Origin of the sequence: Catenuloplanes indicus, from assembly GCF_030813715.1 — a bacterium.
GTDB classification, from domain to species: Bacteria; Actinomycetota; Actinomycetes; order Mycobacteriales; family Micromonosporaceae; genus Catenuloplanes; species Catenuloplanes indicus.
In genome coordinates, this window is the sequence record NZ_JAUSUZ010000001.1 from 8,710,737 (window position 1) to 8,725,584 (window position 14,848).

Annotated in this window: 13 protein-coding genes and 2 pseudogenes; 7 read left to right on the forward strand and 8 right to left on the reverse strand. The window is 67.1% G+C overall.

What is annotated here, in order from left to right; all coding sequences use genetic code 11:
* The first annotated feature begins 3 nt into the window (after window positions 1–3).
* The 4 genes from J2S42_RS39080 to J2S42_RS39095 all read left to right on the forward strand — a co-directional run bounded on the left by J2S42_RS39080 (window position 4) and on the right by J2S42_RS39095 (window position 4,350).
* Window positions 4–1,530, forward strand: a complete 1,527-nt coding sequence (locus J2S42_RS39080; protein ID WP_307247695.1) for a glycoside hydrolase family 6 protein — start codon at window positions 4–6, stop codon at window positions 1,528–1,530.
* A gap of 194 nt (window positions 1,531–1,724) precedes the next feature.
* Entirely contained in the window at window positions 1,725–2,600 is an 876-nt protein-coding gene (locus tag J2S42_RS39085; RefSeq protein ID WP_307247696.1) for an MBL fold metallo-hydrolase, read from the forward strand.
* Window positions 2,601–2,622: 22 nt separating this feature from the next.
* Entirely contained in the window at window positions 2,623–3,459 is an 837-nt protein-coding gene (locus tag J2S42_RS39090) for an AraC family transcriptional regulator (RefSeq protein WP_307247699.1), read from the forward strand.
* Window positions 3,460–3,612: 153 nt separating this feature from the next.
* Window positions 3,613–4,350, forward strand: a complete 738-nt coding sequence (locus tag J2S42_RS39095) for a helix-turn-helix domain-containing protein (RefSeq protein WP_307247701.1) — start codon at window positions 3,613–3,615, stop codon at window positions 4,348–4,350.
* Here the strand turns inward: J2S42_RS39095 and J2S42_RS39100 are convergent.
* Complete coding sequence (locus J2S42_RS39100; protein WP_307247703.1) at window positions 4,331–5,869, reverse strand: GMC family oxidoreductase; 1,539 nt, start codon at window positions 5,867–5,869, stop codon at window positions 4,331–4,333. The two genes, J2S42_RS39095 and J2S42_RS39100, sit on opposite strands and share 20 nt — an antisense overlap.
* A 428-nt stretch (window positions 5,870–6,297) precedes the next feature.
* On the opposite strand from J2S42_RS39100, the gene J2S42_RS39105 reads away from it, so the two are divergent.
* On the forward strand, window positions 6,298–6,618 hold the full coding sequence (locus tag J2S42_RS39105; RefSeq protein WP_307247705.1) for a CU044_2847 family protein: 321 nt from the start codon (window positions 6,298–6,300) through the stop codon (window positions 6,616–6,618).
* A 138-nt stretch (window positions 6,619–6,756) separates the two neighbouring features.
* Here the strand turns inward: J2S42_RS39105 and J2S42_RS39110 are convergent, their stop codons facing one another.
* Window positions 6,757–7,674: an ADP-ribosylation family protein gene (locus tag J2S42_RS39110; protein WP_307247707.1), complete on the reverse strand. Its 918-nt coding sequence runs from the start codon at window positions 7,672–7,674 to the stop codon at window positions 6,757–6,759.
* Between the two features lie 241 nt (window positions 7,675–7,915).
* Between J2S42_RS39110 and J2S42_RS39115 the strand changes: the two genes are divergently transcribed.
* Complete coding sequence (locus J2S42_RS39115; RefSeq protein WP_307247709.1) at window positions 7,916–9,085, forward strand: ISAs1 family transposase; 1,170 nt, start codon at window positions 7,916–7,918, stop codon at window positions 9,083–9,085.
* A 227-nt stretch (window positions 9,086–9,312) separates the two neighbouring features.
* Here J2S42_RS39115 and J2S42_RS39120 read toward each other — a convergent pair whose 3' ends face one another.
* Window positions 9,313–9,609 carry a transposase gene (locus J2S42_RS39120; RefSeq protein ID WP_307247711.1) on the reverse strand — a complete coding sequence of 99 codons (297 nt, stop codon included), beginning with the start codon at window positions 9,607–9,609 and terminating at the stop codon, window positions 9,313–9,315.
* A gap of 140 nt (window positions 9,610–9,749) precedes the next feature.
* On the opposite strand from J2S42_RS39120, the pseudogene J2S42_RS39125 reads away from it, so the two are divergent.
* Window positions 9,750–10,196, forward strand: a pseudogene (locus tag J2S42_RS39125) (transposase); the annotation flags it as partial.
* Window positions 10,197–10,530: 334 nt separating this feature from the next.
* Here the strand turns inward: J2S42_RS39125 and J2S42_RS39130 are convergent.
* The 5 genes and pseudogenes from J2S42_RS39130 to J2S42_RS39150 form a co-directional block, all read right to left on the reverse strand.
* On the reverse strand, window positions 10,531–11,175 hold the full coding sequence (locus J2S42_RS39130) for an ABC transporter ATP-binding protein (protein WP_307247713.1): 645 nt from the start codon (window positions 11,173–11,175) through the stop codon (window positions 10,531–10,533).
* A gap of 2 nt (window positions 11,176–11,177) precedes the next feature.
* Window positions 11,178–12,461, reverse strand: coding sequence for a bacteriocin-associated integral membrane family protein (locus J2S42_RS39135; protein ID WP_307247715.1), 1,284 nt, complete (start codon window positions 12,459–12,461; stop codon window positions 11,178–11,180).
* Window positions 12,462–12,514: 53 nt separating this feature from the next.
* Window positions 12,515–13,501, reverse strand: a complete 987-nt coding sequence (locus J2S42_RS39140; RefSeq protein WP_307247717.1) for a hypothetical protein — start codon at window positions 13,499–13,501, stop codon at window positions 12,515–12,517.
* 193 nt (window positions 13,502–13,694) lie between these two features.
* Window positions 13,695–14,135 (reverse strand): lactococcin 972 family bacteriocin, encoded by a 441-nt coding sequence (locus J2S42_RS39145; RefSeq protein ID WP_307247719.1) that lies wholly within the window; start codon window positions 14,133–14,135, stop codon window positions 13,695–13,697.
* Window positions 14,136–14,595: 460 nt separating this feature from the next.
* Window positions 14,596–14,844: pseudogene (locus J2S42_RS39150) on the reverse strand (transposase); the annotation flags it as partial.
* Window positions 14,845–14,848: the final 4 nt, after the last annotated feature.

Below are 14,848 nucleotides of genomic sequence, written 5' to 3' on the forward strand. Positions count from 1 at the left end.
ACAATGCAGGTTCGAGGCTGGCACGTCACCGCTGCGGTGACCGCTGCCATGCTCGCCGCGGGGATCGGCCTGGCGGTCACGGCCAACGCCGACGACACGCCGCGCGGTACGACCGATGCCAGCCTCACGCTCGGCAAGCCCGCGACGTCGAAGCAGCGATCCTGCAAGACCGCCGAAGGTCCGGCCAAGGCCGTCGACGGGTCGGTGGCGGGCACCTCCACCAAGTGGTGCTCGGCGGACGGCACGGCCAAGACCCTCGACATCGACCTGGGTACGAGTGCCGCGCTGACGAAGATCGTCGTGCGGCACGCCGGCGCGGGCGGCGAGGCGGCCGGCCTGAACACCCGCGCCTTCACCATCAGCCTCTCCGCCGACGGCCGGGCCTGGACCACCGCGGCGGCCGTCACCGGCAACACCGCCTCCGTCACCGAGCATGCCGTGGCCGCGACCGCCCGGTGGATCCGGCTCTCGACGACCGACCGGATCGCGAGAATCTACGAGGTCGAGGCGCACGGTGCCGCCGCGGCCGCCCCGTCCTCGCAGCCCGCATCGCCTTCGCCGACGCCGTCGACCCCGGCGTCGTCACAGCCCGCACCGCCGTCGGCGCCGGTTCCGTCGTCGTCGCCCGCACTGCCGCCCGCGTCGGCCGGGCCGCTGGCGAAGACGTCCGGGTTCTTCGTCGACCCTAACTCCGAGCCGGCGAAGTGGGCTCTCGCCAACAGCAACGATCCCCGGGCCGCGCGCATCAGCGCAGAGATCGCATCCCGGCCGATCGCCAAGTGGTTCGGCGAGTGGTTCACCGACATCGGCGTCTCGGTCGACAAGTACGTCGACGCCGCCTCGGCGGCCGGGAAACTGCCGGTCCTCGTCGCGTACACCCTGCCGGGCCGGGACGCGTGCAGCGGGCACTCCGGTGGCGGCCAGAAGACCCCCGCCGAGTACAAGGCGTGGATGTCCGCGTTCGCCGGCGCCATCGGCGACCGCCCCGCCGTCGTCATCGTCGAACCCGACGCGCTCGGCGACGCCGAATGCATGACCCCCGAGCAGATCGCCGTCCGCAACGAGTTGCTGAACTTCGCCACCACCGAGCTGAGCCGCAAGGCGCCGCAGGTCTGGGCCTACCTCGACGCCGGCAACGTCGGCTGGGGCGAACCCACCGAGATGGCGGCCCGCCTGCACGACGCCGGTGTCCGCAACGTGCGCGGCTTCGCCCTGAACGTGTCGAACTTCCACCCGACCGACAAGACCGTCCAGCACGCCGAGAAGATCAACGCCCAGTTGAAGGCCAAGGGCTACACCGCGGGCTTCGTCATCGACACCAGCCGCAACGGCAACGGCCACGCCGGCTCCTGGTGCAACCCACCGCAGCGCAAACTCGGCTCGGCACCGCAGCCCGGCACCACCGGCGAGGACTACCGCCTGTGGGTCAAGACCCCCGGCATCTCGGACGGCCCCTGCGGCACCGCGCCGACCATCCCGTCCGGCACCTACAGCCCCGAACTCGCGATCGGTCTCATCGACGGCAGCTGAGCGACACCTCCGTCCCCTCGGGCCGTCCGGACATCCGGACGGCCCGTTGTCGCGCGTGGCGCCGACCCGCACCATGCGGGCCGCGGACGTTCGCAGTTCGGCACAAGTTTCATGCTGAAGTCCTGAGACGCTCGATTAGTTAGGGCAGATGATGAAGCATTTCGCGTCTCGCTGCTGCTGCCTAGCCTGAATGGGTGCAAAAGTTTCTTCTTGGTGACGTCGAGGTCTGCCGGGTTGTCGAGTGGCACGGTGCCTTCGGCGCGACCGACGTCCTTTTCCCGTCGATTCCTCAGCAGCTCTGGCAGCGGCACAGGTCCTGGCTGGCGCCTGACTTCGTGAACGCCGACACCGGTGAGTGGCAGACGACTGTCCAGACCTGGATGCTGCGCAGCGCGGGGCGCACCGTGCTGATCGACACCGGGCTGGGTCAGGGCACCGTCCTGCTCGACGGGCTGGCGGCGGCCGGGGTACGGCCGCAGGACGTCGACCTCGTGATCAACACCCACCTGCACAGCGACCACGTGGGTGGCAACACGCGGCCGGCCGGCGGCGGGTGGGTTCCGGCCTTCCCCAACGCGCGGTACCTCATACACGAGGCCGATTTCGAGTACTGGAACCCGGTCAACGGTCATGTCCCGCGCTCGCCGTTCCACTCGGTGCCCGACGTCGCGGCCATGTTCGAGCACAGTGTGCTGCCTGTGCACCGAGCGGGGCAGGTGGTGCTGTGGGGCGGCGACAGCTACCGCATCGACGACGACCTCGTGCTGGAGCCGGCCCCCGGTCACACACCGGGCTCGGCCGTCGTACGGCTTGAGTCCGGCACGGACCGGGCGCTGTTCGTCGGCGACATGATCCACAGCCCGCTCCAGATGATCGAACCCGATCACGAGATCTGCGTCAGCGAGGACCAGGCCGAGGCCGTCCGCAGCCGACGCCGCGTGCTGGAGCGGGCAGCGGCGACGAACAGTCTGGTGGTGCCGGCCCACTTCGGAGGTGCGGGCGCCGCCGAGGTCGTCCGATCCGGCGACACTTTCGCGATCAAGGGCTGGGCGCCGGACCCGCAACACTGATCCGGTACGCGATGATCCTGCCATGGACCTGCTCAGCGACCTGATCGGCGCCATGCGGGTGGGTCGTCCCACCGTGTCGCTGGCTGCCGCCGATCCATCGTGGGGGTCGGGTGTCCCGGCCTCCGACGGCGCCCGCTTCTATGTGGTCATCGCGGGCCGGTTGCACGTGAACGAGCCGGCTGTCACGGCCGGTCCGGGTGACGCCGTCCTGTTCCCGCACGGGACGGCGCATACCCTCGCGAACGCCGGCGAGAGCCCGGCGACGTTCCTGTCCGGTGAGTACCGGCTCGACCGGGCCCGTCCACATCCGCTCTTTCAGGATCTTCCCGGCCTGGTGACGCTGCCCGCGAACCCGGAGCGCTACCCGGCGCTGCACACGTCGGCCGGGCTGTTGCGCGACGAGCTCGGCGCTCACGCGTACGGCAGGGACGTGGTCGTTCCGGCACTGCTGGATGTGGTGTTCGTGCACCTGATCCGCGCGAGCGTCAGCGAGAGCGCGGGACTTCGTTCGACCGGGTGGTGTGCCGCGCTCGCCGACGAGACGATCGCCCGATCGCTGCGTGCTCTGCACGAACGTCCCGCCGATCCGTGGACCGTGGCATCGCTCGGCGCCCAGGCGGGATTGTCCCGGGCCGCCTTCGCGCGCCGGTTCACCGCGATGGTCGGGCAGCCGCCGCTCACCTATCTGACCTGGTGGCGGCTCACCGTGGCGGCCCGCCTGCTGCAGACCACGGACCTGCCACTGTCCGCCATCGCGTCACGCAGCGGCTACGGTTCCGCCTACGCCTTCGCCAACGCGTTCAAGCGCGAGTTCGGCATCTCCGCCGGGCGGTTCCGGCAGCGGGCGGCAGCGGGCTGAGGGACGTCACGCGGGTCGGACGCGCACCACGGCGGCACGGTCGCCGCCGAGCCGCAGACCCTGCTCGCTCGCGGCGCCCGCACCGGCGGCTCCGGCCGCGTAGGAACTTGACGACGATCTTCGAACCGGTCATGCCCACACACCGTCCCTTAGTTGCGGCACGAGCAGCTGCCGGAACGTCATGATCTTTCAGTCGCTGGGAGGCGCGTGGTGACGGAATCAGAAGAGAGCACGCCGGCCAGATCGCCCGGCCGCGGCGTACTCGAAGGGGCCTTCCAGCTCCTCCACGCGTTGCCGCGGACGTCGCCGGACGGCCAGGTGGCGCAGCTTGTCCGCCTCACGCGGATTCCCCGGCCGACGGTGCACCGGTTGCTGGCACAGTTGCGTGAGGCCGGCGCCGTGACACTCGTCGATGGGCACTGGTCGCTGGCATCCGGCCTGATGGGGTTGGCGCGGCAGGTCGAGCCGTACGCCGGCCTGCGCGAATCGGCGGCCGAGGTGCTGCGGGCGTTGCGGACGGGCACCGGGGCCACGGCCTCGCTGGTGGTCCCGGACGACTCGTTCTTCCTCGTGCTGGAGACGGTGCCCGGCCAGACGACTCTGCCGGTCGGGCACCGCCCGGGTGATCCCATGCCTGACTTCAGCGCGTCCGGGCAGGTGCTCGCCGGCCGGAGGGCGACTGCGCCGGTGCACCGCAATTCGGGTATCAGTTCCGATCACAGCGCGGTACAGGAGGGCTTCACCTGCTACGCCGTCCCGGTTCTCCTGCCGTCCGGGCGACGAGCGGCATTGCAGATCGCGTCCGTGGACCCGCGGTCCACGGACCGATTCGCCCCGATGGTGCACCGGGCGGCGGCCTCTTTGCAGAGCCTCATGGTGTCGCCGAGCTGACCTCCGGTCCGGCGGACAGACCGTGGTCGGACCGGATGAACTCCGCTGCCTGTTCGCCGACCAGCACGCTGGGCGCCATGGTGTTGGCGACCGTCACCCGGGGCAGCGCCGAGGCGTCCGCCACCCGCAGTCCCTCGCATCCGATCACGCGGAGACGCGAGTCGAGCACAGCCATGTCATCGCGGCCCATGCGTGCGGTTCCGCTCTGGTGCCAGAAGGTCTGCACCGCGTCACGCAGGTAGTCAAGACTGGCGTCGCGGCCGACGGGGCCCGGTAGCGCTTCCTCTTTCAGGAACGGCTTCAGGGCAGGGGCCATACCGATGGCCCGCGCGGTCTCAAGAGCGCGGAGCACGCTGCCGGAGTCGGCCGGGTCGGTGAAGAAGCCGGTCTTGATGATCGGGTTGACGGAGGGGTCGGCCGAGGCAAGCCGGACCTGGCCGGTGTTGTGCATCCGCACGCCAAGCAGGAAGGTGGCCGCGTGCTCCGGCAGCCCGCCACGCGCCGCGACCGTCTGCGACGTCTGTGCACCGGGCACCGCGTACAGGATCGACGGCGGATCGCCGGCGTCGCTGGTCAGATTCCAGAACACCCCGGCTCGGCTCTCGAGAGGACCACTGAAGTCCGCGCCGTCCGCGGCGTGCCAGACGTGGGCGAGCACCGGGTGGTCGTTGAGGTTGCGCCCGACGCCCGGCAGGTGCGCCCGTACGCCGATGCCGTGCTCGCGCAGCTGCGCTGCCTCGCCGACGCCGGACAGCATCAATGCCTTCGGCGTACCGACCGCGCCGAGTGAGAGCACCACCTCGGCCGAGGCGTGAATGTCGAGGTTCTGGCCGGCGTGCCGTACCTTGACGCCGACGGCGCGGTTGCCGTCGAACAGCACCTCGGTGACCAGTGCGTCGTGCAACACGGTCAGGTTGGGGCGGGGCCGCAGAGCCACATACGATTGGTACGGCGATTGGCGGCGCCCGTCCCGGATGATTTCCTGACGCGGCGCGGTCCCTCGTTCGGAGTTCATCAGAGCCCCGTTGGGATTGGCATACCGCGGGAAGCCATTTTCCTCGGCTGCAGCCAGCACGGCTTCGCCGTACGGATGAATGTCCTGGGTGTTTTGCACCCACATCGGGCCGCTCTCGATGCGATCGAACAGCCGGCGGACGTTGTCGTGGCCCCACGCCGGATCGCCGGTCTCGCGGGCGAAGAAGTCCCAGTCGTCGCGGTGCCCGCGGATCCAGATGGAGACGTTGACGCTGCCACCGCCGCCCAGCACACGGCCCATGGCGTACGGCAGCGAGCGACCGTTGAGCGCCGGGTCGGGCGCAGTGGTGAAATCCCACACCCGTTCGGTTCCCTGGTTCAGCGGCCACATCTCCGGGTTGACGACGGCCGGGTCCCGGTCGTCGCCACCCGCTTCGACGAGCAACACCGACACCGCGGGATCCTCCGCCAGGCGCCCGGCCACCGCTGATCCGGCCGATCCAGCTCCGCACACCACGAAGTCATAGCGCGATACAGACACCATGCAGTCCCTTCATCTCGTCATGTCCGACGGATGGCATGGTGCCGCGAAGCGGCTACTGCGGCGAGCCGGCGTCCGCTGAGCGGACGAGGTTCCCTGGCCTCGATCCACCGCTGAAGCCAGCCGGCAGGACCCCGGAGATGGAAAGTGCCCCTCGTGCAGGCCGAAGCCCAGCACCGCCAGCACGCGATCATCGAACAGATCAACGCCCGTGTCCCACTCTGCGACAGTCGCGGCCGGGACCGGCGGCCCGGCCGAACGGCGCCGGGAGACCGAAGCGGTGCGGCCTCCGGGAAATCCCTGAGCCGGTACGGCCCGTCGTTGGGGACGATGCCGCCGCTGGACCGCGGCCGCGACGCGGGCCGCGCGTTGCCGATCTTCAGGACGGTCGTTGTGCGGAATGCCGTCCCGCACAACCTCTGGAGCCGCGCATGCCCGATCTCATGCGGATCACCCTCGACGACGGCAGCGACCTATACGTGCAGGAGGCCGGGCCCCCGGCCGAGGGCCCGGTCAAAGCGGGCCGGATCGGGGACACGATCGAGCAGTTCACCGGCACGCTCCGCTCCGCACTCGACCCGGTGGTGCAGGCATGCCGCGACATCTCCGACAGGATGCGGCCGGCGGGCGCCGACGAGTGCACCGTCGAGTTCGGCGTGACGCTCAGCGCCGTAGCAGGCGCCGTAGTCGCCAAGGCCGGGACCGGCTGCCATCTGAAGGTCAGGCTGACCTGGTCGAAGCAAGCCTCATGACGACCGCCGAGAGGCAGAGCCCCGGCTGCGGGAGAGCGCCCTGCGGAGATCTCCTGGAGCAGACGCTGAAGCTCGCCGAGCGCGCCACAGGTCGCACGGTGATCGAGCTTGTTTGCCCACAGCGCCGCCTCCGGGAAATCAGCGGCTAATTAGGACCTGGACGGAGCTGAGGTCGCGGTGGGCCGCGTGCACCGTGGCGATCTCGGCGAAGGCGTTCCGGCCAAGCATGCGATAGGCCCCGACGAGCAGGTCCAAGCCGGCCTGTCGGTAGTCGTCGAGGTCTAGCCAGTGCAGTTCGCTGCCGATGGCGAGCGCGAGCGCAGGCTCTCCCGCGGCCAGCTCGTGATTGGCCTCGGCTATCCACGCGAAGGCCTGCTCCTGGTCGTTCCGGAAGGCATCCAGACGGGAAGTAGAGGGAGCTGCCTGTGGGTCACCGCTGTGGGACGGCAGCTGCGGCAGCAAGGATGTCGCGAGGTAGGACCTCGGTGTCGGAGCGGCCCGGGGCATCCCGTCCTGGCGTAACGCATCCTGGTCGGCGGCGGTAAACCATTCGATGGCCTCGATTAGGGGTCTGACGCGGCCGACTTCCTCCGGCTCGTCGCCGTAGTCGGCGAGGATGCGGTCCACCCTCTCGTGCACCGCTGCGACCAGACTCGGTGCGGAGGATACCCAGGTTTCCGCTGAGTCCCTGGCGTAGTTGTAGGCGATGAGCGTGGGCAATTCGGCGGGATCGTCGAACCAGAGCCCATAGTGCAGCCCGTCGGTGTCACCGCTTATAACGGTGATGAATTCTGCCGGGTCGCAGCGATAGCGAGCGTGCAGGCGTTCATCGAGTCCATCGCGGCCGACCATGTCGAGGCCGCCGTCACTGAAGTAATCGGTGACTCCCCACGGAGAGAGCCCGACCTCGTTGAGAGCGGTGCGGTCGCTGGCTGCCAGTGCGGCGAACACCGCGACATGACGTGGCAGCTGCAATCCCCACGTCTGCCGGAACCGTTCCGAGACGAGCGGAAACCGCTCGGTCATAGTGGCCAAGGCGCGCTCGCGCAGTGTCATGGCGAAATCCTAGAACCTCTCTACGAACGGAACTGAGCAACGCACTAATCTAATAGGTTCTCGTCAGCCTGCTGGTGCAGGATGGCTCCGGTAGCGGCCAGGGCCCCGGCAAAGTCGTGACGGTGTCCGACTTGAGCGGTTCGGGGTAGAAGCGCCGTTGCTGGCGGCAGCAAGACGGGAATGACCGGTTCAGAAGATCATCAAGGTTCTCTACGCCATGGTGATCGATCCGAAGTGAGTCATGCCCGCGCTGCCATCATCGCTGATCTCCTCTTTGTCCTGTGCACCGGCTCTGACCGTGGCCGAAACCGCTGGCGGGCTGGTGACGGCGCTTGCCGGTCTGCCTGATCCCCGCGCCCGGCGAGGTGTCCGGCACCGGCTGACGGTGGTAGTAGTCGCAGCGGTAGGCGCCGTGGTCGCCGGCTGTCGTTCCTACACCGCGATCGCCGAATGGGTCGCTGATGTCCCGGACGCGACGGCTCTCGCTCTGGGCATCGCTCCGGATCGGCGGCCTTCCGAAGCGATGATCCGCCGGCTGTTGCAGGCGATGGATCCGCACTTGCTGACCGCGGCGATCGGCGCCTGGCTCACCGGTCGGGCCTCGGCCGGCATCTCTGCGGGACGGCAGGCGATCGCGGTCGACGGCAAGACGCTGCGCGGCTCTCGCACCACCGGTACCGCCGCCCGGCACGTTCTCGCAGCCTGTGACCAGACCAGCGCAGTGGTTCTGGCCAGTACCGACGTCGATGGCAAGACCAACGAGATCACTCGCTTCGCCCCGCTGCTCGACCAGATCGGCGACCTCCGCGACACGGTGATCACCGCCGACGCGTTGCATTGCCAGCGCGAACACGTCGACTACCTCGCCGAACGCGGCGCCAACTGGATCATGACCGTCAAGGGCAACCAGCCCTACCTGCACCGACAGCTCACCGGGCTACCCTGGCGGGCGGTCCCGGACGCCATCCGCGACACCGATCGCGGCCACGGCCGCCGCGAGATCCGCACTTTGAAGATTCTGACGATCTCCACCGGCATCGACTTCCCGCACGCCACCCAAGCGCTGCAGGTCCGCCGCCGCAGACGACGCCTCGACCAGCCGAAACGCTTCACCACCGAGACCGTCTACGCCATCACCGACCTGCCCGTGCACCAAGCGAAACCAGCGCAACTGGCCGCCTGGATCCGCGGCCACTGGACCATCGAGAACAAGATCCACTGGGTGCGCGACGTCGCCTTCGACGAGGACCGCAGCCAAATCCGCACCGGCACCGTTCCCGAGATCATGGCCGCTCTGCGCAACGCCGCCATCGGCGCCCTGCGCATCGCCGGCACCACCAACATCGCAGCCGCCATCCGCCATCACGCCCGCGACAGCAGCCGCCCACTGGCATTACTCGGCATCAGCTGACGACTTTGCCGGGGCCCTGGGTCTCGTCAGACATCTCGAAAACCGCCGTGACCAGTTGTTTCAGTTTTTCCCGCCGCGCAGCGGTCGCTGATTGCGGCCGGCGCCGCCATTCGTAATAGCCGGAACTGAAACGCCGAGCCAGGTCAGCATTTGCGTGACGGTGTACTTGGGCCGGTCGTCCGGCCCGAGGGCGCGTTTCTCCGCGTCGATCAGCTCATACCGAGCGTCTACCGATACTCGCTGGCGAAGAACGCTGCGGCTTTTCCCAGAAACTCGCGTTCGAGTTTGAGTTCCCGGTTCTCCTTCTCCAGCTCCCGCAGCCGGGCACGCTCGGAAATCGTCAGCGGCGGCTCCTCGCCGATGTGCGCCTGCCGGTACGCGTTCACCCAATTCCGCAGAGTCTGCTCGTTCACGCCGATCTCACGCGCCGTCGACGGAATCGCTCGCGATTCCTGGACGATCATTCGAGCAATCTGCTCCTTATATTCAGGAGTGAACGACCTGCGCTGCCTCGCCATCACCATTCCCTCTTTCCTCCCCGAAGAGAAACGATCTTAGTTGGTTCTCTCTCCGGAAGATCCGAGGCGGCTCAGACGAGTTATGGGTGTTGACCGAGCCGTTGCTGCCGCCATGGCCGGAGAAGTAGCCCGGCTCGCGGCCGGTCCCGGACCGGTTGTGCCTACAGAGAGTGTTGTACCTGCTCTACACCGGGACGGGATGGGAGGACCTGCCCCAGGAACTCGGGTCCGGGATGACGTGCTGGCGGCGGCTGCGGCGGTGGACCGACGCTGGAGTCTTCGGCCAGCTGCACCGAATCCCGTTCGCGAAACCGAACGCGGCAGGTCGGATCGACCAGTCGCGACCGGTCATGGACGGCGGTCACGTCGATGCGAAAAGGGGAACCCGGCACAAGGTCGGTCGCCGGTCAGCCGCAGCAAGCATCCTGATCACCGACGGCGAAGGCACCCCACTCAAGGTGCTCACGACCGGCGCGAACGTGCCGGACATCAGCATGGCCGTCGCACTGCTGGACTCCGTGCCGCCGATCGCCGGCCCGAGTGGGCCGGCCACGGTTTCGATTCTCGGTCCTGCTCGCCGACAAAGGCTATGACAGCAAGGGATTCATAGCCGAGTGCCGACGGCGTGGCACCGAGCCGATCATCCTGCAACGCGGGTGTAAGCACATCAAAAGCCTCGGCCGGCCGCTACGTCGTCGAAAGGCATCGCCCTGCTTCACCAGTTCCGCCGATTGGCCATCCGCTGGAAACGACACCTCGACCTGCATGAGGCCTTCGTCAGCCTCGGCTGCGCTCTGATCTGCTGGCGACGCTTGACCAAATAACTGACGCGGAGATCATGTTAAGCCGATTCCGACGAAAGGTCAGTCGTTGCGCCCCTTCTCACCTACCGCCGGTCGTGCGTTGCGCCTACGAAAGCATCTCTACCTAGCGGGGGAGGATTAGAGTGCGAGAGCAGGCGGCGGCGACGGTGTCGTCGTGGGTGGCGATAACGATCGTCTTGCCTGCCTTGTTCAGCGCGACGAGCAACTCAAGAATGGTGTCCCGATTCTCGGCGTCGAGAGATCCGGTTGGTTCGTCGGCCAGGATGATGTCGCACGGTTTGAGCAGCAGGCGGGCTACCGCGACGCGCTGCTGCTCGCCACCGGACATGGAGTAGATCCGGCGGTTCTGGGTTCCGGGAAGACCGACCCGGGTCAGGGCCTCGGCGATACGCTCTTGTTTCGGGGTCTGGTGCTTCGCGTAGGTGAGCGCAATGTCGAGGTTCTGTCTCACGGTGGCGTCGTCGATCAGCGCGTAGTTCTGGAACAGATATCCGAGGTGTTCGCGCAGGTACCTGTTTGCTGCTCGGGTCCGGGGCTTCGGTGCGTCGGCGCCGAGGATCCGGATCTGACCGCTGTCGGGCGCGTCGAGTAGCCCGATCATGTTTAGCAGGGTGGACTTGCCGGATCCGCTGGGGCCGGTAAGGGCCAGCATTTCGCCTTCCTCGACGGTCAGGTTCAGGCCGGTGAAGATCTCCCGGCCGCCGAAGGCCTTTCGCACGTTCTGCAGTTCGCAGTGAGGCGTGGGCATCTCTACAACTCCTTCAGCGCCGTGGCGGCGTTGCGACGTTCGACGGTGAGGGTAGCGACGGCGACGCAAGCGATATCGACCAGCAGGCAGCAGACCAAGACCACAGCCAGTCTCGGCATGCCGGCCCAGAGGTCGACACCGGCCAACTGGGCGGCTATGTCCCTGGCCGTGGCGACCGCGTTCTGCTGGTGCAGGACGGCCACGGCCACGACAGCTTGGGCCAGCCACGCGGCGCCGAGCAGCATGATCAGCTCCCGGTATGTGCGGACGAACCCGATGCCGTGCAGCCGACGGACGGTGAAGGTGCGGCGTAGTCGGGCGCTGACAGCGGACACGACACCGATGTCGAGGGTGACCATGACCGCCAGGGCTGCTATGGCGCCGGCCACGGACCACCCGATGCCCTTGTGTAGTGAAGCTATCTTTGACAGGACGGCGTCGTTGGCGACCACCAAGGTCGTAAGGTTGTCGTCGAGGTGCAGGTCCCGCAGCGTCGGGGCGAGCTGGTCTAAGGTGGCCTGGGTGTCGTGGTCGATTCGGACCTTCAACGCTGTGTTGATATTGCCGGTGACGACGTTGAGACGGTCGATGGTAAGGCTGTTCTGCCGGGTCATCACCTCGACGATCGGGTCGGTCACCGTGCTGCCGGCGTCCGGACTTACTGTCGAGTCGAACGTGAATACCTGCTGGCCGTCGGCCGCCCAGATGATCGTGACCTGCTGTGTGCGGAACCTGTCGGGAACCGGCTCCTTCAGAATTCGCTCCTGACCCTGGACCGCGCCTTCCATGGTCCCATTACCAACTCTGGCAGCCTCCAGAAATGCCCGGACCGCAGCCTCCTGAGGCCTGTACCGGGCCGGTACGATGACCACCCACGCCTGCTCGTCCGGGCTGACCACAATTGGTTCTCCGGTCTCGTCGAGGATCGGGAACCGGTCCAGGTAGTTGGTATTTACTCGAATCGACGCAGTCGGCAGCGCCGTACTTGGCGGAATCCCCTGCCTGTACTGGCTGGCGTCGATATAAAGCCCGCCTTGGGCGTCGAGAACGGGATACAGGTCGCGGGCCTCGACGGCACTGATGGCGATACCACCACCGCGAAAGTCTTCCCGGTCGTCACCGACAAGATGGGGGTAGAACACTCCGTAGTCGGTGGTCTTCTCCCAGTCGTCCACCAAGGCCTGCTGCGTCCGTAGGTCATCGACGGCGTTCCAGGCCGCCACGACGAGCAACGCCAGCACCACGCCGGGGATGACCTTCAGCGCCGTGGCCAGAGCCGTCACCATCCACCCGTATGAGGCCGAGTCCCGGCGGCGGGCAGGAGCATGGTTTGCGGTGGTCACTGAATACGTCCTTTGACGATGTCGCCGAGATTGACGCGGCTGATGATGGCGAATCCGATCGTCACTGTGACGATCGCGCTGGCGGCGATAACGGCGGCCAGGGCCCCGATGAGGTTGCGGGCGAACGGCCAGTCGACGCCGGGCACGAACACCAGTACCGCCGCGCCGGCGGCGGTACCGACGGCGGCCGCAGTCATCTGCCGCCAGCCGGTCACGACGAACCAGATCCGGGCAACCGAGTACCCAGACAACCGCATCACACCGATCCGCCTGCCGTCTCTCAACACGGCGATCGCCGACAGCAACGACACAATGGGCGCGAAACTGTACGCCAACAGTGACATGGATGTATCGCTGGTGAGGTTCTCCTCCGCGCCGACAGCTCGGAGTGAATCGAGGGTCAGGTCGGGGACCCCAACTTCGGCCAGCCGGTGCTGCACGATGCCGAGAAACCGCTGCACGTCAGCCTCGTCATGAGACTCAATCACGTAGGTCCCTGTCGCTGGCAGCCGGGTGAGCGCCTGCCCGAACGGCGCGAACGTCAGATCGTAGGCATTCGCGAATACTGCCGGCTCGCCGATGACGGTAGGCCGCGAGTTGTCGATCGACGACACGACCATCGCCCCGGATCGGGTCTCCTCCCGGGTGGGCCACCGACCAGCGGTCAGGTCGAACCGGTCGAACAGGCGTGTACCGGCACCGGCGATGTAGAGATAGTGCGTGATCTCAGACCGTCCCGCCGCACCGATACCGACGGACGTACGGATGACGTTCGTCCCGGTGCCGTCGGCGGCCTCGGTCAGAATTCGCAGCGCATCGTCGGGGTTTCCGGCGGCGGGGTCCAGCGGCCACCCGAACCGCGTTCCGGCACTCGTGGCTGCCACCCGCGCTTCGGCCTCCCGGTTGAAGGCCGCATCAACGACCAGGATCGAAGGAACCGCAACAAGTCCTACGATGGACAGGACCAGTAGTACCGTCTTCACCGCTGCGTGTCCCTCGTTTGTTCTAGGACTCGAGTCCGATGCGGAGCAGAACTTCGGACCGGACTCGCTGCCCTTGCTTTCACTGAGCCGAACTCGACAGAGAGTCATCACGGCCGCACAGGTTAGAGTCAGTCAACCTGCGCCAGAGAACCTCTGCGAAGTCGGGCGTCGCTCATTGGAGCGACTCAACCCGTCAGTAGGTACCCCAGTAGGCGTAACAGGTGTAGCCGGCCCCGCCGCCGATGGACGTCTCACTCCAGTACGTCGCGTTGGCGAACACCTTGTCAACGACGTCGCCCATGACCGAAGTCGAGCTGTGGTAGAGGGAGTTGTGGACGTAGTCGGAGTAGCACGTCTTCGGTGGGATGATGGCGTAGACGGAGCCGTAACTCCAGGTTCCCCCACCGACATTCGTGACGGTGAGCGGAGAGACAGTGCCCGGCTTGATCGTGCCGTCGATCGTGACGTTGGCGTTTTCCGGCGCGACAGCCGACCCGCTGGCGATCGGCGTCAGTTCGGCGGCCGCCGCCATTCCAGGCGCGAATAGCCACGCCGCAGCAACCGCAACCGCAGCACCGGCAATAACGCCTGCAAGGCGACTCTCGGCCTTGTTCAGACCCTTGCTTTCCAGCACGTGTCCTCCAGCTTCGGGAGCGGCAGGATTTCCACCGCAGAACCGTTAACGGCGATCCGCGGTACACGGATCACCATGGCAAACTTGAGGGGCACGCATCGAAGGTGCCCTTCGTGTTGCGGACATGATCCTCGGAGAGTTCGGGATAAAAGTCAACTCGACCTGCAAGCCGAGACTGTCTGGCCTCTGTCCGATGTGTACGGTACTATCGCCCATGCTTGAACACCCTCTGACGAGCGTGGCCGAGGCGCCATCTGAGATGAATGCGAACGGGCTTCTGTGCTCACATGGGAGCCGTCATCGACCCCCCTGCCCCCGTCGGCTTCGGGTCGCTCCAGGGGCGCGAGGGCGGCCCGTCTCGCGGCGACCGCGCGACGCGCGCCGTAGTGCGGGTATGGGTATCTGCAGAGCAGAGGGTGTCCGTGTCGCGATTGGTGTTCCGGCTTTGCGGTCAGTATGTTCAGGCGGCCGACCAGCGGTCACCGAAGGCGATGGCGAAGGCATCGATGACCGGCTTCCAGCGCATCGTCCATCGTGCGCGGCCGGACCCTGTCGAGTCCACGCTGCGGGTCACAAGATGCAGGCATTCATGGCGGCCTGCTCGCTCGGGAAATGACTGCAAGCCCGGACAGCATGCCGGTAGGGCATTCAACGACTCGATCGCGTTTGTCGAGCATATCACCCGTCGAATTCCGACGTCGTAGTCCAAGGAG